Genomic DNA, 21,750 nt, shown 5'->3' with positions numbered 1-21,750 from the left:
GAAAAGCCGCAATCAACTGATCGCGGCGTCGGTTTTCATACGAATGACATTGGCCGCACTGGCAGACCCATCGCGCCAGAACGACAACGCGGCATACTTCTCAAACAAGTCCGGCGGCAACAGCGTGCGCCGTGCCTGTGGCGCGACCTTGGGCTTGACCTTGTGCAGGCCGGCCAGTCCCAGGGCCTGGTCGAAGAGCGGCGCGTCGTAGGTCAGGTGGTTGAAGTCATGTTCGAACCAGGGCTCGCCGATGAAGTCGTACACCAGCCGCATCACCCGCTCCGGGGCCTGGCTCAACAAGTCGTAATCGACGACCAGCAACGATTCGGCGTTCTCGCCGTAATACGCCTCTTTGAGCGCGGTCCAGGCAAAGCCCACCAGGCGATTGCGCTGGGCCAGGGTTTCGCAGCGGCTGTAGACGGTGTTGCGCTCGTCATCGTCGTTGAACAGTTTGGTGTTCTCGAACGGGTTGGCGCGGTACAGGCGTTCAAGGCTGTCCAGCACCCAGGCCACGTTGCGCACACAGGCGATCACTTTGGCCTGGGGGAACAGGTCATGCAGCGCGGGCATGCGCGCGCACCATTGGCGGTTGGTATCGAACACCACGGGGGTGGAGGCCTTGTCGGCGTAATAGGCATCGAACAACCCGCGCAGCAGACGGCGGCGGGTGCCGGCGTCGATCACCGAGCCGAACTCGCTGCCCGCACTGCATTGCGCCAGCACCCCGTTGAACAAGGGGCTCACTGGGCTGCTCATGCCGGCGTGAAAACGCGGGTTCTGCAGGAGAATCGCAGAGAGCAGGGTCGAACCGGAACGCGGCAGTCCGGAGATAAAGTGATACTGCATCCATTCACCACTTTGTAGGACAAAAATCCGTTTTGTGGTGCAAGCGTAGCTGAGGATTGCAATCTCAACTAGTGGTCATTTGCCACTATTTTGCTAGGCCGTTAATGCCAAACGGATATTAGTCACAGCCCGCACGCTGCGATGCGTCTGGCCCGCGGCACAGCAGATAGAGACGCGCCCTCGCGCCGCCGCCGTCTTGCTGGCTGATCAAGCGCCAGCCGTCGGGCACGGGCGCAAATTCGTCCGGCCCATCGTTGCTGCTGATCAGCCAGACGCGCCGGGTATCGGCGGGTAATGCCGACAAACGGTCGAGGTAAATGCGCCCGCCGTCCTGGTCCACCAAGGTGCCGAAGCCATAGGCATTCGGTCGGGTCGGCGTGCCGTCGGGTTTGGACGGGGTATAGAGCTGCAGCTGCGCGTCGGTCTGGTCGTAATACACGTAGCTGAGGTACCACATCATGTCGCTGAGGACGATGCGGTCGTCTTCCTGGTAGTTGCGATTGACGAACTCCACCGGCACGTTGAACTGGTCGTGCTCATCCACTGCGAAATTATTCTTCAGCCCCACCAGTTCCACACCGACCAACAGCACGAACAACGCCGCCCCGAGCCACACCCGGCGCGAGGGCAGACGATCGATTGCCACCGCCACCAGCATCGGTAATGCCAGGGCGTATACGGTGAGGTAGCGCTCGATAAATACTGGCGAGATAAACGACACCCCATACACCAGCAACAGCGGCAGCAGAAAAAACAGCGCCAATAGCACTGCTGGGCGATCAGGCTCGCGGTCACGCCAGGCGGTAACGCCCACCATCGCTATCAACAGCAATGGGAACAGCCAGAACAGCGGCCGCCAGAGGTCCAGGCCTTCGTCCTGGAGCATAAACTGCCAGATCATCGACGGTACGGAGAACAGGTCGACCGGCGCTTCCCAGCCAATATCGCCGCCGACCTTGAGTTGATCGACATGCTGCACCAGGTCCAGCAGGTTCGGCAGCCAGGGCAGGTAAAGCAGCACGATGGCGACGTTAGCCAGCCACCAGCTGCGGCGTAAGATCAGGCGTTGGCCCGCTGGTTGCGACGTGCACAACACGCCCAGCCAGGCCCAGTGCACCAGTACGCACAGGGCGGTGAAGTAGTGGGTGTAGAAACCGGCAGTCATCAGCAACACGTAGGCGACCAGATAACGCGCACGTTCCGGACGGCGCACCCAGTACACCAAGGCCAGGGTGGCACCGAGCAGCCATACACCGAGCAGGGCATACATGCGCACTTCCTGGCTGTAACGCACCGCCGTGGGCATCAATGCCAGCAATAGGCCTGCGAGGACGGCCGCACGTTGGGTCGACAGCTGCCGGGTGAGCCAAATACCCAGGCCCACGACCGCCACGCCAGGGATCGCGCTTATGCTGCGGATCGACCAGATGCCGTCGCCAAACAACTCGATCCAGCCGCGCAGCATGAAAAAATAAAGCGGTGGGTGAACATCGTGGGCGGCGTGAAACCACAGGTCGTCCAAGGCGTATTCGCTGAGCAATAAGCTGGAGCCCTCGTCGCCCCAGATCGCCGCAGCGGTCAGGCCGTAAAAGCGCAGGGCCATGGCCAGCCCCAGGATCGGCAACCACCACAAGCGGCTGAGCCAGCCGGCGCCCGTAAAGGCACCGTCGAACGCGGCAAAGGCGCCGATCTTCTCGTTTTGTCCTACCCACCTTCGCACCACAAATCCCTCAGTACTGCCCGTTTCCAGGGAAAAACATGCATGTGCATAAACCAGCGCCACTGTAAGCCAAACGGCCCCTATTCGCTCACTGTTTCGAAAGCGTCGGGCAGCCGGCGAAACCTGCGTCTACGCTCTGCGATGACGCCCCTTCAAGGGTCGTCCACCCCCTATAGAGCCTCTACAAGGATGAACGATCCATGGAAGTATTCATCGGCACTATCCAACCCTTTGCGTTTAATTTTGCTCCTCGGGAATGGGCCTTGTGCGCCGGTCAAACCCTCTCCCTCAGCCAAAACCAGGCGCTGTTCGCCCTGATCGGCGTCACCTACGGCGGCAACGGCTCGACGACTTTCATGCTGCCCAATCTGCAAGGTCGCCTGCCCGTCTGCCAAGGTAACGGCCCAGGCTTGACGCCGCGTGTTATCGGCGAAGTCTCCGGCACCGAGAGCATCACTGCCACACTGGCCAACCTGCCCGCCCACACCCATGGCAGCACAGCGCTCAAGGCCAGCACCTCGGTGCAACTGGCCAACGCTGCCAGCAACCCGGCCAACGCGCCCACCGCCACCAACTCGTTTATCGGCGCATCCGGTACCGGGCCAGGCAATGCCACCATTTACTCGGACCAACAGGGCGCCAACCCGGTGCCGCTCCAAGGCGTGAGCACCACCTTGACCGGCACCATTGACCCTGCCGGCCAAGGCCAGCCCATGGGGAGCATGAACCCCTTCCTGGTCATCAACTTCAGCATTGCCCTGAACGGCATCTTTCCGTCACGCGAGTGATGCCACCCCTTTGCCGAGGCTTGAATGCCTCGGCGCTTTTGAAGCGGAGCCATGCTTATGTTGAACCTGGTCACCTCTGAACATTTTCGCCCGTTGCTGGCGGGCAGCAGCACGCTTTACTTGCCGGACGGCTCGGCGCTGCCGATTCAGATCGAACGTGTACGCGAGACGCCCCAAGCGACCTTGCCGCACAACCCACGCGGGGCTTTCAGCGTGTTGTTCAGCAGCCTCGGCCCCACCGATTTCGTGGACGGTCTATGCTGCCTGCCGCTGCCGGACGTGTGCCTGGAACAGGTGTTTGTGTCCCGCGAGCCGGCCATGGGCCGAAATGCCGAACGCGGCTATTTCTGCATCGTGTTCAACTGAGACGGGTACCACACTAGCCGTTGCGCGGCGGGTGTCTCTTCCTCCACCCGAAACCCCAGCGCCAGGTAATGCTGGCGCGCGTGGGGGTTGCTCGCCCATACCACCGTGGTCACCGGGCAAAACACCTGGCTGGCGGCCTGCTGCACACCTTGCAACACCGCTCGGCCAAACCCCTGGCCGCGAGCGGCCGGAATAAACGCCAGGTACAGCACGCGGATCTCGTTAGGCCCGAAGTCGGCACTCAACGCGCCGATGGGCGTGCCCAGTTTCTCGACCACGTAATGCAGCGCGCCGGGAAAGTGCTCATCCATGCCCTTTTCCTGGATCTGGAACTGCTGGGCAATCACCTCCTCCACCAACGCCTGTTCGCCATCGATCCATTGCAGATCGGCCCGCGCCGAGCGGTAAAGCCCCTGTAGGAACGGCCCATCGGTACTGCGCGACGGGCGCACCACCAGGCCCTGCGCCAGAGCGCCATCCTTGTTCAGCATCGTGTTCAACTCCTGTCAAAAACCGCTTTCCCGCACGCCCAAGGCTGCCACTCGTCGCCAAGCCACACCCAGCACTGATTCGCTGCGCCCTTGCAACACCACCACCCCGCGCAACGGCTGATGGGGCGTAGGGATTGATTGCACCGTCGTGAACCGAGCGCCGTATTGCGCCTGGACCGGTGCCGGGCGCTGGTTTGCATCGCGGCGCACGGCGATCGGTCCGTGGTGATCGGAGGTCAGGGCTTCTTGATCGAGATAAGCCACGCCGTTGGCATCGATGTCCGTCAACGCCACGGCAATCGCCGCGTGCATCGGGTCATCGGCGATAAATCGCCCGGTGGCTCCCGGCTGCACGCGCCACAATTCAGCTTCCGCCAGGTAACCGCGCAGGCGCGCGCCGTCCTCGACCACTTGCGCCAGCGCGTCCTTGGGCGACAACCAGCGACCTGTGCTCAGTTGCGGCAGCACATCACGCACGGTCCCGGCATGGGGCGCGCGCAACAACAGGCGCTCGCGCTGGGCGGCCAAGCCTCGGTATTCGGCCAGGGCCTGGGACAATCGCTGGTCATTGATGCCGGCGTCCGCCGCCGTTTCGCTGCGCCCGGCCTGGCGACGCATCTGCAGCTGCAGGATCTCGACTTCGCGGCGCACTATGCTCTGCCGGGCGTCCAGGTCAGGGGACTCCAGTTCGACCAACACCTGGCCCTGGATCACCACTTGCCCGTCCGCCACGTTCAATGCCTTGACGCGTGCCGCCACCGGCGCATGCAACGCACTGGCGCGCCCCGCTTCGAGCATCGTCGGCAGCTCCACCGCACTGCGCCAGGGCACCACCAGCGCCAGCACTATCAGCAGCAACCCGAGGCCCGTCAGCACCACCCTCGGCGTATGGGCACGGCTGCGTCGGCTCCACCATTCGCGCCACTCCTTGAACACCGGCAGGAAGATGAACCACACCAACTCCACCAGCATCAGAAAGATCCCGAGCAGTTTGAAAAACAAGTGATACACCGCCAACGCGATCCCCAGGAACAGCGCCGCGCGCCACAGCCACGCCAGGTAACCCCACCACAGGAGACGTCGTTGCATTGTCGGCGACCAGGTTTCCGGCGCCGGTTCGCCATAGCCGAACAACCACTCACGCAAGCGCCAGCGGCAGAGGGCGAAGGCACGGCCTTGCAGGTTATCCACGCCCCACAGATCGCTGATCAAAAAGTAACCATCAAAGCGCATGAACGGGTTCAGGTTGATCGCCAGGGTGGTCAACCACGTGGCGCTGGCCAGCATGAACGCCGCGGTACGTGCCGGGCCGTCCGGCAACAGCGACCAGGCCAGCAGCGCAACGCACGCGAGCAGCAGTTCAGCCATTACGCCGCCGGCGCCAATCATCAGCCGCGAGCGGCGGTCATTCACTCGCCAGGCGTCGCTGACATCGGTGTAGAACATTGGCAGCAACACCATGAACGCCACCCCCATGCTCTGCACCCGGCACCCGGCCCGCTTGGCCATAAAGGCATGACCGAACTCATGGCACAGCTTGGCGAAAAACAGCGCGACCCCGAACGCCAAGGCTCCCCCCAGGCTGAACAGATGTGGAAAGGTCGCCAAAAAACGCTGCCAGTCCCGCGCGACCAGAAACACCCCCAGGCCCAGAATCATGGGCAACCCGTAGCGCAACAAACCCGGCCCAAACCGCGCCAGCCATGGCCAGGCCCGGTTGAGGAAAGCATCTGGGCGCCACAGCGGAATGCGAAAGAACAGGTATTGGTGCAGCAGCACTTGCCATAGGCTTTGCTTCTGGGCGGCGGCTTTATACAGGTAGCTGGCCCGTTGTTCCGGGTCCAGCGCGGCAATCAGGTCGTGGATGCGTAGAAAACTCAACAGCTCATCCACTTCGCTGTCGCCCAGCGGCAAGCCCGGCTCGCGGTTGGCAGCCTGCAGGACTTTTTGCGCATCGCCCAACGACCAGTGGCGCAACAGCCGAATGGCGGTGGCGCCAAGTTTGAAGTAACGCCCGCGCACCGGGTCGGCCAGGGTCCAGCGCGGCGAACCGTCCAGGGCGACACCGGCGCTGGAGAGTTGCAGGTCGTCGCGCAATCTGGGCAGGCCCATTAAAGCCCCACGCTCTGGCGCAGGCCCGCCAGCGGTCGACGCAACAGGTACAGCGCCAACGGTGCACGCTCGCCAAAGATCTTCGCAGTACCGCGCAGGCCGATACGCGGCGGCGCGTCATCGAACTGCGCGTCCAGGCGATAGGCCAATTGCCCCCCCGGCGTGGGTTGGGCCTCGTAGGCGGCGCGTTGCAGGGTGGCGAGGTGGCGTTGTAACGGGTCGCTGTCAAGAAAGAGTGCGACTTGGGCGTTCGGCTCCAGGGCAATCGCATCGCCCACCGCCAGTTCGATGCGCAGCTCAGCCTGGCCGGGGTCGGCGATCTGCAACAGGCGCTCGCCGGTCTGCACCGGTTTGCCGAGCCAGCGCTCGGGATCGGCGAAGACGGCGATACCGTCGCGTTCGGCGCGTACTTCGCTGCGCTTGAGCAGCTCACGGGCGTAATCGCGTTCGGCGCGTTTTTGCTCGACGCGCGCGGCCAGCAAGTCGATGCGCGAATTGGATTCGGCGTCGGCAAACGCCCGCTGGGCATTGGCCTTGAGCTCGGCTTCGGCCACGCCCAACGCGCGCCCAGCCACGTCGGCCTGGGCGGTGAGGGTGGTGCTTTCAAAGCGCAGCAGCACGTCACCGCGCTTGACGGGTTGGTTGGGTTTGACCAGAAACTGCGCAATCACGCCGTCCAACGGTGCCGCCACCACTTGCCCGGCCAGCGGCACCACCTCGGCAGGCGCCAGCACCGACTGGCGCACGGGGATCAACAGCAACAGCAGCAACGCGATCACCACCAGGGCCTGCCGCTTACGGGTCAGGCGCAACCGCCAAGGCTGGCGGGGTTGCAGCGCGAGCCAGGCATGACTGTAAGTGTCACCCAGTTGCGCCAGCAGCACCTGCTCTGCGGGGTTCCACGGAGTATCCCGTGCCAGCCACAAACCGCCGAATACTCGGCCTTGAGGGCCGATGAACGGCAACCAGAACACATGCCCGGCAGACAAACTCAGCCAGTCGGCCTGCACCTGTGCGCTCATTAGCTCGACAGGCACCACACGGGCGGTCTCGCCCAGCGCCTGCTTGTGCAGTTGCGCCACGGCCTGCTCGACGAACGCCACAAACGGCGCGTTCGGATCGACGCTGCTCACAGCGGTCACCGCCTGCACCTTGCCAGCAATCAACAGCGCCGCGTGGCGGTAGCCAAACAGCGGCTGACCATCATTGACCAGGCTGTAGGCCAGTTGCTCGGTGCTGCGCGCGGCGCGGGTCTGACGTTCAAGCTCGAGAAACTGGGCAAACACCCGCTCGGTACTGCCTGGCATCGGTGCGTTCATTGCAGTTGCGCGAAGTGGGCGGTGCCGCTCATGCCGGCCATCAGCCCGGTTGCGTTGGACACCGTGGCCACCAACAACAGCGTCTGGCTGCCCTCGTCAATGCGTGCGCCCAGGCGTTTGACGGTGGCGCTGAACGCTTGGCCGGTTTCATCGGGGGTGAAGTTGAACGTCTGCCCAGTCTTGAGCTTGCCCATCCAGCGCGACGGCACCAGCAAGTGGATCTCCAGGCTGCGGTTGTCGACGATTTCCAACAACGGCGAGCCGGCCGAGACACTTTCATAGCGTCGCACTTTGCGCTGCACCACTTGGCCGTCATACGGCGCCAGCACGCTGCAACGCTTGACCTGCACCTGATAGACCTGGGACTGGGCCTGGGTTTCGGTGAGTTTGGCTTCGGCGCGTGCCACTTCGAAGCGACCGACGGAATTGAGCGCCGCCAGTTGCTTATTGTGGGCCAGTTCTTCACCGGCGCCGCGACTGGCCGCCGACGCTGCATTGAGTTGGGCCTGATAGGCCGAACAGTCGAAACGCGCCAGTGTGTCGCCCTTCTTGAATGACTCACCCTCGCTGAACGGCAGATCGACAATGCGCCCGGACAACTCACTGGCCAGCATCGCCTGGTCGCGAGCGCGCAACACACCACGCGCCTCGCTGCCGGTGCTCACGGCAGCCGTAGCCGGAGGATCCAGTAACGGGTCATCCGCCATCACCATCGGCACTGAGCCCATCAGGCAGGAAAAACTCAATACCCATCCATGCAACGGCTTCATACAAATCTCTCCCTGATCATCAGCGCAGTCTAGGGCAGCGAGGTTAAATTGCCACCACCCAAAGCGGACAAATCTGTGATTTGTGTAGGCCTTCACCATAGCCAACATCGGATCAGGCTACTATTGGCGCCCTCCAAGGACTCAGGATCAAGGACACGTCATGCGCATCGGTTTTCTGTCACCCCTGGCACTGGCCCTGCTGGCCGGTATTTCCCTACCGGCCCAGGCCAGTTCCGATGACTCGTGCTACCCGGATTGGCGGGTGTCGCGTGACCGCCTCGACGCCTGCAGCAACCTTCCCTTTCTCAACCCAGGCAACGACAGTCGGGTCAACCTGCGCCTGTTGCTGGCTGACAAAAAAGCCGAACCGCTGACGCCGAAGGCTTTGACCGAAGACGATCTGAGCCAGGGTTTCGGCCCGGTGCCGTTTCCGGTGTATCGCCTCGCTGCCGCTTCCAGCGCAGAAACTGAAGCGGATTCGGACGACTCGCCCACCGCCGAACTCGACACCCTGCTGACCTCTCTGGGCATTAAGCGAAACGAGTACACGACTGCCGGCGAGGCCTACCTCGAAGGCGAGGGCAGCCGCTGTCGCAGCAACGACGATGACAGCGCCACTGCGTTTATCAGCCAGGTGGTGCAAGCCGACATGCCAACCGCAGAACGCCAGCTGCTGGCGAAGGCCCGGCTGGAACTGCTCATCACCTGCACCTGGGACGGCCCGGTGATCGCCGAACCGATCGAGTCGTCCAATGGCCGCATGCTGCGCACGTATCTGCAAGCGGCCGCCGACTTTTACAGCGGACGTTTCAGCGAGGCCGAGCGCGGTTTTGCCGCCGCCAGCGGCAGCGAACTGCCCTGGTTGAAGGAAACCGCGCAGTACATGAGCGCCCGCACCTTGCTGAACCAGGCGCAGGCCGAAGCATTCGACGAATACGGGATGCCGCAGCTTGCGCGTGTGGACAAGTCTGCACTGGGCCAGGCCAAAGATGGCTTTGTTGGCTATCTGGAGACTTATCCACAGGGTCGTTACGTTGCCTCCGCCCGAGGCCTGCTGCGCCGCGTGTACTGGCTGGCGGACGACAACATCCAGCTCGCCGACGCGTATGCCTGGGCGATGACACAGGCGTCGGATGCACAGCGCAATGTATCGGTGGATGAACTGATCGAAGAGGCCGACCTCAAGCTGTTGATGGTCAACAGCGAGACGGTCGCGACGCCGATGATCCAGTTGGTCAGCGACCTGATGGTGATGCGCGGCGGAGATCAGCCGGCGCTCTCCCGAACAGACCTGGAGAAACAGAAAGTCGCTTTTGCCAGCGCCCCAGAGCTGTACGACTACTTGCTGGCCGTGAGTGCCCTGTACATCGAGCATCAACCAGACACCGCCTTGAAGCACTTGCCTCAGGACATTCCGTCGAACCTGAATTACTTCGCCTTCAGCCAGCAGACCCTGCGCGGCTTGGCGCTGGAAGACAAACAGGACTGGAAAGGCGCCGAAGCCCTGTGGCTGAAACTGCTCGACCAGGCCAAATTGCCGCTGCAACGCGACCAACTGGAACTGGCCCTGGCGATGAACTACGAGCGCAGCGGCCAACTGGCCAAGGTGTTCGCCAGCGACTCGCCGATCAGCGCCAAGCCGGTGCGTTACATCCTGCTGCGCAACGTCGCCGGGCCTGAGTTGCTGCGCCAACAGATCGCCCAGGCCAGCGACCCGCTGGAGCGCCAGACCGCGCAGTTCGTGCTGCTGTATAAAGACCTGCTGCGCAGCCAGTACGCCACGTTCGCCGAGGACCTCAAGCAACTGCCGGCTTCGCCCCCGGAAGACAAATTGGGCACCAGCCTTGGCTACGTCTATAGCGGCGGCCAGAGCTTGAAGCTGTTCCAGTGGAACGGCGACAAGGCCGAATCCGGCTATGCCTGCCCGAGCATCGCGCAGACCGCTGCGACCTTGCAGACCGATGCGAAAAACCCACAAGCGCTGAACTGCTTCGGCGAATTCATCCTGCGTAACGGCCTGGACGGCATGCCGTTGGAACAGGCCCGCGCCGCCGGCAGCCTGGGCAGCACCGCGTCGGACTTCAAGGGCGAAACCTTCTCGCGCCTCGACGGTTACAAGCAGGTGATCGCCGATGCCAAGGCGCCAAAGAACGACAAGGCCTACGCGCTGTTCCGCGCCATCAACTGCTACGCGCCGGCCGGCTATAACAGCTGCGGCGGCCAGGACGTTGAACCGGCGGTGCGCAAAGCCTGGTTCCGCCAACTCAAGTCCGGCTTTGGCGACACCCAGTGGGGCAAATCCCTGCAGTACTACTGGTGAAATACCTGTGGCTAGGCTTGCTGCTGCTGGCAAGCCCGGCCTTCGCGGCCGTCGACGCTCGCGACTATGACGCCTTCTGGCTGTGGAGCGGCGTCACGCCCCAGCCGGTACTCAAACAGGCCAAGACCCTGTACATCCTCCAGGGCCAAATCAACTCAACCCGCGGCGCGCCCCAACGCGGCGTGCAATTTATCGCCCAGGGCATCAGCGTGCCGCGCATCACCCAAGGCGAAGTCTGGGTGGTCTACCGCGCCCACACCCTGCACTGGCCGGAACGCGTCTACACCCAACTGCTCGGCCAGGTGCAACGCTGGCGCGACGCGGGCAACCCGGTGGTCGGCATCCAGATCGACTTCGACGCCCGCACCCAATACCTGCACGAATACGCCGCTTTCCTGCGCGACCTGCGCCAGCGCCTGCCCGCCGACCTACGCCTGAGCATCACCGGTCTGATGGACTGGAGCAGCAACGCAGACCCAGCCGCCATCGCCCAGCTCAAGGGCGTGGTGGATGAAGTGGTGGTGCAAACGTATCAAGGCCGCCACAGCATCCCGGATTACGCGGCGTATTTGCCACGTATGAATCGGCTGGGGCTGCCGTTCAAGGTCGGATTGATTCAGGGTGGGGACTGGGAGGAACCGGGGTATTTGCAGGGGAGTGAATGGTTTCGGGGGTATGTGGTGTTTTTGCAGAATCGCTGATCATCCTTGACATCGGTATTGAAGCCGTGCAAGAAAGTGTCCTCTGTCCGCGGACAGAGGACACTTAAGTTTGGAGCCCCATGAAAAGTCAAGACGTACTTATCTTGTTCAAACTCATAAGCCTGGAATTGCAGGCCAGGGGGGAGCGCGTGAAAAAACGCGAGTTCTCCGTGATGCAAGATTCGGAAGGGGCGGTCATCTCGACCATCAAGCAATTTTTTGAAAATGAAAACGACATACAAGCCGTTCAGCTTTCTGATCTCGAAGACTGGCGCGGTTGGGACGAGAGCGAGCCTGCCGAACAGGACAATCAACAAAGCTACTCTGTAAGAGCCCTCGCATCGGCATTGGGGCTGAGCAAGACAGAGGTATCTTCATCTTTAAGCCGATGCCGCGAAATTGGGTTGGTGTTTACGGACAATAACGACGGTTCGCCTCTCGTCAGAAAAAAAGCACTGCTTGATCTCGTCACTTACAGCATTCGTTATATTTTTCCGGTGAAGCCAGGCCCCATCGTTCGGGGCATTCCGACCGCCTTCGCGGCCCCCATCCTGGCGGGAAAGGTCATCAGCGGCGGCGAATTCATCCCCGTTTGGCCGGACGCCTACGGCAAAAGCAAAGGCCAGGAAATCACGCCCTTGTACAAGACGGTGCCGGGAGCGGTAAAAAAGGATGAGCTTCTTTACCATTTCCTGGCCCTCGTTGATGCCATCCGCATAGGAGGCCCCCGCGAAGCCAAAGTAGCCGACGCCATGCTGAGGGAGTGGATTCTGTGAACTCCGCCCGGGAAATGATGCTGCAAATGCTTGAGGAAGTCGCCGACGCGCTGGGGGCCGAGCTGCGGCGGCAAGTGGCTTTTGTGGGTGGATGCACGACAGTCCTGCTGATCACCGACGAATACACTCAGGAGTCCATTCGTGGCACCGATGACGTGGACTTGGTCATCCACCTGACAAGCACCGCAGCCTGGTACCGACTGGAGGAAACTCTCAAGATCAAGGGATTCAAAAACACAGGCCAGGATACGGTTACATGCCGCTTGCGCTTGGGTGAACTGAAAGTCGACTTCATGCCCACCGATGAGAAAGTACTGGGTTTCTCTAATACTTGGTTTGTCGGTGGACTGGAACATGCCATTGATTACGCGTTGCCCAATGGCACCCGCATCAAAGTCTTTGCCGCCCCCTGGTTTCTCGCCGCAAAACTGCAGGCGTATCAAGGAAGAGGTAACGGCGACGTCCTGATGTCCAACGACATTGAAGACATCATTGCTTTACTGGACGGCCGGGAGGAACTGACAGCAGAAGTAAAACAAGCCCCTGTCGACCTGCGACGCTTCGTGAGCGATCAACTGTCGGCGCTGCTCAAGTTGACGGCGTTTCAAGACGTAATCCAAAGCACAGCCCAAGACCCCGATCGCGAGGCCTTGATTTACAGCCGTCTCGCTGCATTGATTGATGCAGGAGCGAGCGTTTGACCCTGCGCCTGAGACTTAGCCGCAAAGGAACTCATAGAGCAGAAAACCGTGACTTCAGCGGCTGGGCGCACAATGCTGGCGCCCAGCTCTATGTCATCGCCGATGGGACGTCTAAACCCGGAAGCGGTCAACTGGCGAAAGCCATGATTCAACATGTGCTCGATGCGTTCGCCCATGCACAGCCAACTGAAGTACGTTCGCTCGATGAGGCGCTGAAGCTGACGCTCACTTCATTCAACGACGTGCACTCAAACCTGTGCCCGGACTTCCCATTCGCTTCCGCCAGTTACCTTGCCTTGCTGGTTCTTGGCCAAACCGCAATCACCATTCACGCTGGCGATTGCTGCCTGGGGCATCTGGAAAAAAATCAGCCCGTGAACTGGCTCAGCTCGCCACACTGCGGCCCCAACTGGAAAGGCGATCTGAGCCACTCGCTCATTGCCAGCAGTGCGGCCCGTAAACAACTACTCAACTGCATGAGTCATCGCAGGAGCCACGAGCCCTGCGTTCAATCGTTGCCAGTAGCCCCAGATACACTATGGGTTCTGGCAACAGACGGCTTCTGGGCAGAGCTCTCACCCGAAAGCCAATTAGCCGTCATTGCCGCGCGATCTCTCGACGCCTACCCGACTGAAGACGATGTGACCTGTTTGCTGATACACACCTGAAAGGCTCACCAGTCGTAGGTCAAACTCGACACCACTGTGCGCCCTTCCCCGTAGTAACAATCCAAATCACTGGTGCATTGCGACACATAGGTCTTGTTGGTGAGGTTTTGCACGTTCATCGCCAGCTTCACGCCCTTGAGTTTCAGCGGCGAACTGCCCAGGTCGTAGCTCAGGCTGGCGTCATAGACACTGTAGGACGGCACGGTGAAAGCGCCTGCGTAATAGTCACCCAGGCTCTGACGGGCATAGCGCACGCCCAGGCCTGCGCCGAGGCCAGCCAAAGGGGTGTCGCCGAGCACGGTGTAGTTGACCCACATCGAGGCGGTGAGCGGTGAGATGCCGGCCGGGTGGCGACCTTCGCGGCCGTCGTTGTCCTTGGTGTATTTGACGTCGTTGCGCGAGGCCGAGGCCACCACGTCCCATGCATCGCTGAGGGAGGCCTTGGCTTCCAGCTCGACACCCCGCGAACGCATCGCGCCACTTTGGGTGCTGTAGGTGGTATCTACCGGGTTGGTGGTCAGCACGTTTTCCTGGTCCAGTTGGTAGACCGAGACCTGTACGAAACTCTTCTGGCCGGGCGGTTGGTACTTCACGCCCACTTCGTATTGGTTGCCGGTGGACGGCTCGAACGGTTTTTTATCGATACTGGTGCCGGCCAGCGGCAGGAACGATTCGGTGTAGCTGACGAAGGGCGCCACACCGTTATCGAACAGGTAAACCAACCCGGCACGACCGGTGAAGGCCTGGTCCTTGCTGGCGAAGCGGCTGTCCTGAATCGGTTCCTTGTTCACCACATTGGCCCAGTCGTAACGACCGCCGAGCACAAACGCCCATTTATCCAGTTTGATCTGGTCCTGCACGTACAGGCCGGTCTGGGTAATGGTGCGGTCCCAGCGATAGGGCTGGCCGAAGTTCATACGCTGACCGTAGACCGGCTTGAACAGGTCGATGATCGGCGGATTTCGGTCGTACAGGCCGAGGAACTGGGAGTTGGAGTGGTAGTAATCCAGGCCGACGATCAGGGTGTGGTCCAGCACGCCGGTAGCGAATTCGGCCTGGGCGATGCTGTCCACGCCGAACACTTTGTTGGTTTGCGACCAGTCCACGCCGAAGCGTTGCAGGTAGCGCTGATCCTGCACGCCGGTGGCCGGGTTGGCGACGAAGCGGTAGCCGTGCAGCGGCGCGGTGTAGCGATCGTCGACCTCGGCGTAGCGCGCATTTTGCTTGAGGGTCCAGGTGTCGTTGAGGCGATGGGAAAGCTCGTAGCCCAGCACGTACTGCTCGCGGTTGTACTGGTTGACGCCCGGCTCACCGATAAACAGATCGCGCTTGATCTTGCCGTTGGGGTTGGCCCAGAGGGTGCCGGACGCCGGCAGGCCTTGGGCTTCGGGCACGCCTTTGTCTTTCTGGTACTGGGCGAAGACGGTCAGGCGGGTGTCGTCGTTGGGCTGCCAGGTGAGGCTGGGGGCGATGAACTGGCGTTTGTTTTCGACGTAGTTGATTTCGTCCTGCCCATCATTGGCCAGGCCGGTCAGGCGGTAGAGAAATTGCCCCTGCTCATCCAACGGACCACTGAGGTCGATGGCGGCACTTTTGTGTTCGTACGTACCCGCTTCCAGCACCAACTGATGCACGGGGGTTTCGCTGGGCCGCTTGCTCACCATGTTGACGATACCGCCCGGCTGGTTCTGCCCGTACAGCACCGACGCCGGGCCCTTGAGCACTTCGATACGCTCCAGGGAGTAGGGTTCGATCTGCAATGCGCCGCCGGTGCTGCCGCCGCCGTAAGGCAGGTGCAAACCGTCGAGGTACAGCGGCGTGGGCGAGAAACCCCGCGAGGTGGGTTCGTCAAACAATTTGACCCGGTCAGCGAAGCCGCCGGCGCTCATGCCAGGGGTGTAGAGCAGCGCCTGGGTCACGCTCTGGGCGCCACGGGCCTTGATCTCTGTGGCGGTGATCACGTTGATCGTCTGCGGGATTTCCACCAGTGCCGAATCAGTCTTGCTGCCGGACGCACTGCGCTTGGCGACAATCCCGTCCACCGGGCCCCAGGCGCTTTCCTGCTCCTGCTGACCATTGATCTGCGTGGCGCCCAACTGCAACGGGCCGCCCGCAGAACTCGCCTGCAACGACCAACTGCCCTGGGATTGCACGGCGACCAAACCGCTGCCTGCCAGCAACTGCTCCAACCCCACCCCTACCGCATAACGGCCCTGCAGACCCGCCGTGCGCTTGCCTTCGGTGAGCGTGGCGTCGACCGACAGCAAAATGCCCGACGCGCTGGCAAAGCGATTCAGTGCCTGGTCGAGGCTACCCGCCGGAATGTTATAGGCGTGCTGCGCTTCGGCGCTTTCTTGCGCTTGAACAAAGCTCGGCGCCACAGGCACCGTCGCCAAAAGGCTGACAAACAAGCCACGGCGCAGCGCGCGGGCCAAGGGTTGGACTGGGTGGTGCGGCATTGCAGGACTCCCCGTGAGATCGCTTCTTGATTGGCTTTCAAGAGGTATCCCGAGCGGGCAGCCGAAACCGACAAGCAGTGATGAAAATATTTTCAGACCCGCGCCTTGATCGTCACCCAGTAGCGCGTCACCGCCTGCACCTGCACCGGCAGTGAGCGCTCTAGGGCCGCGAGGATCGCGTCGGTGTTATCCAGCGGAAATACGCCGGTGAGCAACAGCCCCGCCACCGCCTGATCACAGCGCAGCAGCCCAGGTCGATAGCGACTCAATTGCGCGACAAACTCGCCCAGCGGCTGGCGCTCGGCGATCAGGCGATGCTCGGTCCAACTGCTGGTATTGGCACTCAACCCAGGCAACGCGCAGCTTTGGCCCGCGTTGAACCACAGGCTCTCACCGGCCTGCATCTGCACGGCGGTGCCGTGCAACGGGCTGACCCGCACGCGGCCTTCGTAAAGGTCGACGCGACTGCCGTCGGGCAACTCGCGCACGGCAAAACGGGTGCCCAACGCTTGCACATCACCGGCTGGGGTTTCGACGATCAGCGGGCGGGAAGGGTCCTGGCCGCTGGTCAACAGGATCTCGCCACGCACCAGACGGACACGCCGTTCGCTAGCACTGAAGCGCAGGTCCACGGCGCTGTCGCTGTTAAGGTCCAGGCGCGTGCCGTCACTGAGGGTGACGTGGCGGATCTCGCCCGTGCGCGTGCGGTACTCGGCAAACGCCGCTTGCCAGGGTTCGCTGCGCTGCACCAGAACCCCGCTGCCACCGGCCGCCAGCAGCAAGCCGAGCAGCTTGAGCGCGGCGCGGCGCTGGGTGTCCGGGGTGTCGCGCAACACCGCTCGGGCACTGTGAGTGGGTACGCCGCCGAGGGTGTGCTGCAACTGCTGCAAGCGCTGCCAGGCACGCCGGTGCTCCGGGTCTGCGGCCTGCCACTGGGCAAACGCCTGGCGTTGATCGCCTTGCAACTCACCCCCCCATTGCAGCATCAACCACTCACTGGCTTGCTCGACGATGGCCGGCGCGATAGGCGCGTCGTGTTTCATTCTTCGTAGACCACCTGATAGCAGGCGACGATGGCACGGGTCATGTACTTCTGCACCGAACTGACAGAAACGCCCAGACGCTCGGCGATCTGCGTGTAGCTCAGCCCTTCGAACTGCGACAACAGGAAGGCACGGCGCACGTTGTCGGGCATGCGGTCGAGCATGGCGTCGATCTGCATCAAGGTTTCGAGGATCAGCGCACGGGTCTCCAGGGACGGAGATACAGGCTCGGGCAGGTGCGCGATGCTTTCCAGGTAGGCGCGCTCAATGCGCAGCCGTCGCCAATGATCGATCACCAGGTTACGTGCGATTTGCGCCAGGTAGCTGCGGCTTTCCTTGTCGCCGGGGAAGCGACCGGACACCAGCAGGCGCAGGAACGTGTCCTGAGCCACGTCCGCCGCATGCTCACGGTCACCCAGGCGCTTGCGCAACCAGCCTTGCAGCCAACCGTGGTGGTCGCGGTACAGGAGGTGAAGCTGTTGCTGGCCGTCAGTCGCGATGCCCATGAAACGCTCAGATAAGTTATTGAGAGCAATTATCATTACATCTTATTTCGCGACTGACAAAACTCTTTATTGCTCAGCGCTCGGCGGTGTGCAGCGGATACACCGACTCCCAGCCCCCACCCAACGCCTTGTACAACCCGACCATGGCCAACGACACGCCGGTAGAACTCTCCACCCACTGCTCCTGCGTCGCCAGCAATGCGCTCTGCACGGTGAGCACGTTGACGAAGTCCGCTACGCCTTCCACGTACTGATGCTGCGCGGTTGTCAGGGCGATCTGGTTCTGGCGCACGGCTTCGGCGAGGCTGTCGCGGCGCAGTTGGCTGGCGTTGTAGCGGGTCAGTTGGTCGTCGATTTCATGCCAGGCGCGCAGCACGGTTTGCTGGTAGGCCAGGGCCGCTTCCTGTTGCTGGGCTTCGCGCAGATTCACCATGCCTTGCAAGCGCCCGCCATTGAACAGCGGCAGGCTGAACTGAGGGCCGAAGGCGAAGGCTCGTGAGCCCCAGGAGCCAAGATCCGAAAGCTGCATGGCCTGGGAGCCGAGGCTGCCGGACAGGGTGATACGCGGGTAGAAATCACCCTTGGCCACACCGATGTTGGCGGTGGCCGCGTGCAAACGGGCTTCGGCCTGACGGATATCCGGGCGGCGTTCGGCAAGCTGCGACGGCAGGCCGATGGCAACTTGGCGCTGGGTCTGCGGTACGGCGGCGTCCTTGGACAACTGCGCGTGCAGGGCTTGTGGCGGCTCGCCCATCAGCAGGCTCAGGGCGTTGATCAGCTGATCCTGGCGTTGCTGCAAATCCGGCAAGCGCGCTTCGATGGCGGCGACTTGGGCAGCGGCTTCGGCCACGTCCAGATCAGTCGCTACACCGTCGGCCAGGCGCAGTTGCGAGAGCTTGAGGCTGTGGCGCGCAACGTCGAGGTTTTGCTCGGTGACGGCACGGGTGTTTTGCACGCCGCGCAGTTGGATATAGTCCTGGGCGGTCTCGGCCAGCACCGACAACAGCACGGCGCGACGGTCGTTTTCGGCGACTTGTAGGGTGGCGTCGGCGGCTTCGGTTTCGCGTTTGACGCGGCCCCAGAAGTCCAGCTCCCAGGACGCGGAGAAGCCCGCGTCCCACTGGTTGAAGGCGGAACGCCCGTTTTCGCCGGATGGGTCGCTCAAGCCTTTGCCGCTGTTGCGTTTGCGCTGGTAAGCACCTGAGGCTTCGACATTGGGATAGCGCTCGGCGGTCGTCACTTGGCGCACGGCGCGGCTTTGTTCCAGGCGGCTGCTGGCCAGTTTCAGGTCAAGGTTATCGGTGAGGGCGCGGCGCGTGAGGGCCGAGAGTTGTGCGTCGTGGAACACGTCCCACCAGCGCTCCTGGAGTGGGTCGCTGATGGCGCGGCTGTCGGCTTGGCGGCCTTGGGGCTCGTTCCATTGCGCCACTTGAGGGCTTTGCGGGCGCTGGAAATCCGGGCCGACGGTGCAGGCGCTCAGGCTGATCAGACTCAGGGTGAGCCAGGCAAGGCGTTTCATTGCTGCGCCACCTCACGTTGAACGGCAACAGGTTGGGTGTCGACGCTCGCTTCCACGGACATACCGACGCGCAGGCGCTCGGTCAGCGGCTGGTTGGGTTCCAGCACAATTTTGACCGGAATGCGCTGCACCACCTTGGTGAAGTTGCCCGTGGCGTTGTCCGGTTTGACCGAGGCGAAGGTCACCCCAGTCGCCGGGGCGAGGCTCTCCAGATGACCGTTGAGCAACTCGCCGTCGAGGCTGTCGACCCGCACCTGCACGGCTTGGCCGGCATGCATGTGAGAGAGCTGGGTTTCCTGGAAGTTGGCCACCACGTAGGCCTCGGCCAACGGCACCACGGCGAGGATCTTGCTGCCCGGCGTCACATAGGCGCCGACGCGCACCGCGCGCTCGCCGACCATGCCATCGACCGGCGCCACGATGCGCGTGTAGGACAGCTGATAGCTGGCCATTTCCAGCGCGGCCTGGGCGCGCTTGAGCCCGCCTTCGGCGGCATCGCGCTGGGCGGTGAGAATCTCCACCTGCTTGCGCTCGGCTGCCAGCACTGCTGTGGCATTGGCCAGGCGTGCGGTGGCCTGGTCGATGCGGGTCTTGGCTTGCTGGGCGTTTTGCACCGTGCCGGCGCCCACGCCGGCGAGGTGGTTGTAGCGGTTCAGTTCGTGTTCGGCGAAGGCCACTTCGGCGCGGTCCGCGGCGACGGTGGCCTGGGCTTGGGCGATCACCGAACTTTGCCGTTCCAGGGTCGCGGTGGCGTTTTTCAGTTGAGCCTGGGCGACCAAGGTGTCGGCATCAGCGGCCTGGGCGGCGGCGCGAAAATCCCGGTCGTCGATCAGCGCCAGCAGTTGTCCGGCCTTGACCCGCTGGTTGTCCTCCACCAGCACTTCCTTGATAAAACCCGCCACGCGCGGGGCGACCAAGGTGAAGTCAGCGGCGACGAACGCGTCGTTGGTGCTTTGGTGCTTACTGCCCAACAAGCCAGGCGCGACCAGGTACACCAGCACACCGACGGCAAATATGGTGATGACGGAGACGGCCACTTTGTCTTTGCGTTTCATGAAAATTCCTTTTGGCTAGGTCGGTGCGCGAGGCGGAAAGATCCGCGTGGGCATCCAGAAAATCAGCAGGATCAACGCCACGGCGACGCCGCCCATGACGTAATAAAGATCCGAAGACGTGAGCACTACGGCCTGCTCGTGCAACCGATGGGCGAGGCCCGGCGCGTTGCCGTCGGCCAGGGGCGAATTGCCCAGGCGGTCCACCAGCATGGTCGAGTGAAAGTGCAGGCGCTGGGTGGTCAACGTGTCCAACACGCCGGTGGCAACCACGGCGGAAAGGCCTTTGACGGTGTTGAACCAGGCCGAGGCGAACGGGCCGTCCTGTGGCTGAATACTGCCGGTGGACAGCATCAGCAGCGGCAACACAGCCATGGGCTGTCCAAAGATTTGCAGCAGGTACAGGCCGTAGAAATCGTCGCGAATCCATTGCGAGGTGAGGTGTGCGCTGCCGATGCAACACAGCACCAGCATGCTCAGGCCGATCCCCAGCACCCAGCGGCAATCGACCCAGCGCAGGTTGCACAGTGCAGCCACCAGCGGCAGCGCGATCAACTGCGGCAGTGCCATCAGCAGCATCACCGGCGCGGTTTGCAGCGGTCGATAGCCTTGGACCTGGGCGAGGAAACTCGACGGGATGATGATCACCGAGGTCAGCACCATCAGCACGCCCGCCAGTACGATCAGGGCAAACGACAAATTACGCAGACCGAGCATCTGCAACTTGAAAAACGGCATCGGGTGCGACCACTCATTGAGCATGAACAGCACCAGCAACACGCTGCCGCCACTCAGCAAACAGGTGATCAGGCCCGACTCGAACCAGTCCAGGCGATTGCCTTGCAGGATGCCGATCACCAGCATGCAGATCGCCGGGAAGCCCAGCAGCAGGCCGCGCCAGTTGAACTGCTTGAAGCGCTCCAGGCGCAGCGGGTCCTGGGGCAAGCCGTAGGCCACGGCGGCCATCGCCAGCAGGCACGGCGCGACGATCTGCCAGAACGCCCACTGCCAGCCGACGTATTCGGTCCACAGCGCCGCCAGTGGTGTGCCGAGGCTCGGGCCGAAGGTGGCGGTGAGTGCATAGCCGGCCAAACCATACAGCTTGACGTTGGCCGGCAGGAAACGCAGCGCCACGGTCATCAGCATCGGCGGCAACGCGCCACCGGCCAGGCCTTGCACGGTGCGCAGCAGCAATAGGCTTTCGTAGTTCGGTGCGAACGGGCACAGGATGCCAAGCACGGTGAACAGGCCAATGGCGCACAGGGTGAAACGGCGCAGGGAAAACGTCACCGCGCACCAGGGCGCAAAGGCCATCGCCGCGACCGAGGTGGCGGTGTAGGCCGCGACCAGCCAGGTGCCTTCGTCAAACCCGATGTACAGCGCACCACGGATATCGGCGAGGGCCACCTTGGTGACCATCTCGTTGAGGCCGGACACCAGCACCGCCAGCAACACCCCGACCAGGCCGATGATGATGCGCGCGCCGAACACGGGCGGGGTGAGGGCGCTGGGTTTGGCTGCGGCCGCGAGGGTGGGGGCAGCGAGGGAAGTCATGAACAGGTAACTCGGCATGGTAAATACCCGAGCAGTTTA

19 protein-coding genes are annotated in these 21,750 nt (G+C 62.5%); 7 read left to right on the top strand and 12 right to left on the bottom strand.

The window, feature by feature from the left end; genetic code table 11:
- Nucleotides 1–12: 12 nt before the first annotated feature.
- Nucleotides 13–846: a sulfotransferase gene (locus AOA60_RS10230; RefSeq protein WP_099584324.1), complete on the bottom strand. Its 834-nt coding sequence runs from the start codon at nt 844–846 to the stop codon at nt 13–15.
- 118 nt (nt 847–964) lie between these two features.
- Nucleotides 965–2,569 (bottom strand): glycosyltransferase family 39 protein, encoded by a 1,605-nt coding sequence (locus tag AOA60_RS10225; protein ID WP_099584323.1) that lies wholly within the window; start codon nt 2,567–2,569, stop codon nt 965–967.
- Between the two features lie 197 nt (nt 2,570–2,766).
- Between AOA60_RS10225 and AOA60_RS10220 the strand changes: the two genes are divergently transcribed.
- Together AOA60_RS10220 and AOA60_RS10215 are read left to right on the top strand one after the other, a co-directional pair.
- Nucleotides 2,767–3,354 (top strand): phage tail protein, encoded by a 588-nt coding sequence (locus tag AOA60_RS10220; protein WP_099584322.1) that lies wholly within the window; start codon nt 2,767–2,769, stop codon nt 3,352–3,354.
- Nucleotides 3,355–3,411: 57 nt separating this feature from the next.
- Nucleotides 3,412–3,720: a hypothetical protein gene (locus AOA60_RS10215; RefSeq protein ID WP_099584321.1), complete on the top strand. Its 309-nt coding sequence runs from the start codon at nt 3,412–3,414 to the stop codon at nt 3,718–3,720.
- Here AOA60_RS10215 and AOA60_RS10210 read toward each other — a convergent pair.
- From AOA60_RS10210 to AOA60_RS10195, 4 genes are read right to left on the bottom strand one after another with little or no spacing between them, the layout of a single operon-like run.
- The gene (locus AOA60_RS10210) at nt 3,696–4,211 is read right to left on the bottom strand and encodes a GNAT family N-acetyltransferase (protein WP_099584320.1); all 516 of its coding nucleotides are present in this window, start codon (nt 4,209–4,211) and stop codon (nt 3,696–3,698) included. The two genes, AOA60_RS10215 and AOA60_RS10210, sit on opposite strands and share 25 nt — an antisense overlap.
- Before the next feature lie 15 nt (nt 4,212–4,226).
- Nucleotides 4,227–6,323 carry a biotin/lipoyl-binding protein gene (locus AOA60_RS10205; RefSeq protein WP_099584319.1) on the bottom strand — a complete coding sequence of 699 codons (2,097 nt, stop codon included), beginning with the start codon at nt 6,321–6,323 and terminating at the stop codon, nt 4,227–4,229.
- Nucleotides 6,323–7,642 (bottom strand): efflux RND transporter periplasmic adaptor subunit, encoded by a 1,320-nt coding sequence (locus AOA60_RS10200; protein ID WP_099584318.1) that lies wholly within the window; start codon nt 7,640–7,642, stop codon nt 6,323–6,325. The genes AOA60_RS10205 and AOA60_RS10200 overlap by 1 nt, the downstream gene beginning before the upstream one ends.
- Nucleotides 7,639–8,355 (bottom strand): efflux RND transporter periplasmic adaptor subunit, encoded by a 717-nt coding sequence (locus AOA60_RS10195; protein ID WP_256592823.1) that lies wholly within the window; start codon nt 8,353–8,355, stop codon nt 7,639–7,641. Before AOA60_RS10195 ends, AOA60_RS10200 begins: the two co-directional genes overlap by 4 nt.
- 217 nt (nt 8,356–8,572) lie before the next feature.
- Here AOA60_RS10195 and AOA60_RS10190 point away from each other — a divergent pair, with 217 nt between their 5' ends.
- From AOA60_RS10190 to AOA60_RS10170, 5 genes are all read left to right on the top strand, one after another.
- Nucleotides 8,573–10,732 carry an outer membrane assembly lipoprotein YfiO gene (locus AOA60_RS10190; RefSeq protein ID WP_099584316.1) on the top strand — a complete coding sequence of 720 codons (2,160 nt, stop codon included), beginning with the start codon at nt 8,573–8,575 and terminating at the stop codon, nt 10,730–10,732.
- A complete protein-coding gene (locus AOA60_RS10185) occupies nt 10,729–11,433 on the top strand; it encodes a DUF3142 domain-containing protein (RefSeq protein WP_099584315.1) in 705 nt (234 codons plus the stop codon). The genes AOA60_RS10190 and AOA60_RS10185 overlap by 4 nt, the downstream gene beginning before the upstream one ends.
- 80 nt (nt 11,434–11,513) lie before the next feature.
- Nucleotides 11,514–12,209 carry a hypothetical protein gene (locus AOA60_RS10180; RefSeq protein ID WP_099584314.1) on the top strand — a complete coding sequence of 232 codons (696 nt, stop codon included), beginning with the start codon at nt 11,514–11,516 and terminating at the stop codon, nt 12,207–12,209.
- Between the two features lie 14 nt (nt 12,210–12,223).
- Nucleotides 12,224–12,910 (top strand): hypothetical protein, encoded by a 687-nt coding sequence (locus AOA60_RS10175; protein ID WP_099584445.1) that lies wholly within the window; start codon nt 12,224–12,226, stop codon nt 12,908–12,910.
- Entirely contained in the window at nt 12,907–13,578 is a 672-nt protein-coding gene (locus AOA60_RS10170) for a protein phosphatase 2C domain-containing protein (protein ID WP_099584313.1), read from the top strand. Before AOA60_RS10175 ends, AOA60_RS10170 begins: the two co-directional genes overlap by 4 nt.
- Nucleotides 13,579–13,583: 5 nt before the next feature.
- On the opposite strand, the gene AOA60_RS10165 is transcribed toward AOA60_RS10170, so the two are convergent.
- The 6 genes from AOA60_RS10165 to AOA60_RS10140 form a co-directional block, all read right to left on the bottom strand.
- Nucleotides 13,584–16,037 carry a TonB-dependent siderophore receptor gene (locus AOA60_RS10165; RefSeq protein ID WP_099584312.1) on the bottom strand — a complete coding sequence of 818 codons (2,454 nt, stop codon included), beginning with the start codon at nt 16,035–16,037 and terminating at the stop codon, nt 13,584–13,586.
- Between the two features lie 92 nt (nt 16,038–16,129).
- Complete coding sequence (locus tag AOA60_RS10160) at nt 16,130–17,080, bottom strand: FecR domain-containing protein (RefSeq protein ID WP_099584311.1); 951 nt, start codon at nt 17,078–17,080, stop codon at nt 16,130–16,132.
- Entirely contained in the window at nt 17,077–17,586 is a 510-nt protein-coding gene (locus AOA60_RS10155; protein ID WP_099584310.1) for a sigma-70 family RNA polymerase sigma factor, read from the bottom strand. Before AOA60_RS10155 ends, AOA60_RS10160 begins: the two co-directional genes overlap by 4 nt.
- A 73-nt stretch (nt 17,587–17,659) precedes the next feature.
- Nucleotides 17,660–19,105, bottom strand: coding sequence for an efflux transporter outer membrane subunit (locus AOA60_RS10150; protein ID WP_099584309.1), 1,446 nt, complete (start codon nt 19,103–19,105; stop codon nt 17,660–17,662).
- Nucleotides 19,102–20,160, bottom strand: coding sequence for an HlyD family secretion protein (locus tag AOA60_RS10145; RefSeq protein WP_099584308.1), 1,059 nt, complete (start codon nt 20,158–20,160; stop codon nt 19,102–19,104). The genes AOA60_RS10150 and AOA60_RS10145 overlap by 4 nt, the downstream gene beginning before the upstream one ends.
- A gap of 15 nt (nt 20,161–20,175) precedes the next feature.
- Nucleotides 20,176–21,711, bottom strand: a complete 1,536-nt coding sequence (locus AOA60_RS10140; RefSeq protein ID WP_099584444.1) for an MFS transporter — start codon at nt 21,709–21,711, stop codon at nt 20,176–20,178.
- Between the last annotated feature and the right edge of the window lie 39 nt (nt 21,712–21,750).

The sequence above is a fragment of the Pseudomonas sp. 2822-17 genome (assembly GCF_002742485.1).
In the GTDB taxonomy this organism is placed as follows: domain Bacteria; phylum Pseudomonadota; class Gammaproteobacteria; order Pseudomonadales; family Pseudomonadaceae; genus Aquipseudomonas; species Aquipseudomonas cyclaminis.
The sequence above is the reverse complement of the archived record's forward strand: the minus strand, read 5'-3'. Positions and strand labels throughout refer to the sequence as shown.

Excerpts from the sequence above, each read along its gene's own strand:
- AOA60_RS10230 (WP_099584324.1), bottom strand. The coding sequence starts at position 846 with ATGCAGTATCACTTTATCTCCGGACTGCCGCGTTCCGGTTCGACCCTG.
- AOA60_RS10145 (WP_099584308.1), bottom strand. The coding sequence starts at position 20,160 with ATGAAACGCAAAGACAAAGTGGCCGTCTCCGTCATCACCATATTTGCC.
- AOA60_RS10200 (WP_099584318.1), bottom strand. The coding sequence starts at position 7,642 with ATGAACGCACCGATGCCAGGCAGTACCGAGCGGGTGTTTGCCCAGTTT.
- AOA60_RS10140 (WP_099584444.1), bottom strand. The coding sequence starts at position 21,711 with ATGACTTCCCTCGCTGCCCCCACCCTCGCGGCCGCAGCCAAACCCAGC.
- AOA60_RS10195 (WP_256592823.1), bottom strand. The coding sequence starts at position 8,355 with ATGGTGATGGCGGATGACCCGTTACTGGATCCTCCGGCTACGGCTGCC.
- AOA60_RS10165 (WP_099584312.1), bottom strand. The coding sequence starts at position 16,037 with ATGCCGCACCACCCAGTCCAACCCTTGGCCCGCGCGCTGCGCCGTGGC.
- AOA60_RS10205 (WP_099584319.1), bottom strand. The coding sequence starts at position 6,323 with ATGGGCCTGCCCAGATTGCGCGACGACCTGCAACTCTCCAGCGCCGGT.
- AOA60_RS10215 (WP_099584321.1), top strand. The coding sequence starts at position 3,412 with ATGTTGAACCTGGTCACCTCTGAACATTTTCGCCCGTTGCTGGCGGGC.
- AOA60_RS10220 (WP_099584322.1), top strand. The coding sequence starts at position 2,767 with ATGGAAGTATTCATCGGCACTATCCAACCCTTTGCGTTTAATTTTGCT.
- AOA60_RS10155 (WP_099584310.1), bottom strand. The coding sequence starts at position 17,586 with ATGGGCATCGCGACTGACGGCCAGCAACAGCTTCACCTCCTGTACCGC.
- AOA60_RS10210 (WP_099584320.1), bottom strand. The coding sequence starts at position 4,211 with ATGCTGAACAAGGATGGCGCTCTGGCGCAGGGCCTGGTGGTGCGCCCG.
- AOA60_RS10160 (WP_099584311.1), bottom strand. The coding sequence starts at position 17,080 with ATGAAACACGACGCGCCTATCGCGCCGGCCATCGTCGAGCAAGCCAGT.
- AOA60_RS10180 (WP_099584314.1), top strand. The coding sequence starts at position 11,514 with ATGAAAAGTCAAGACGTACTTATCTTGTTCAAACTCATAAGCCTGGAA.
- AOA60_RS10150 (WP_099584309.1), bottom strand. The coding sequence starts at position 19,105 with ATGAAACGCCTTGCCTGGCTCACCCTGAGTCTGATCAGCCTGAGCGCC.
- AOA60_RS10175 (WP_099584445.1), top strand. The coding sequence starts at position 12,224 with ATGATGCTGCAAATGCTTGAGGAAGTCGCCGACGCGCTGGGGGCCGAG.
- AOA60_RS10190 (WP_099584316.1), top strand. The coding sequence starts at position 8,573 with ATGCGCATCGGTTTTCTGTCACCCCTGGCACTGGCCCTGCTGGCCGGT.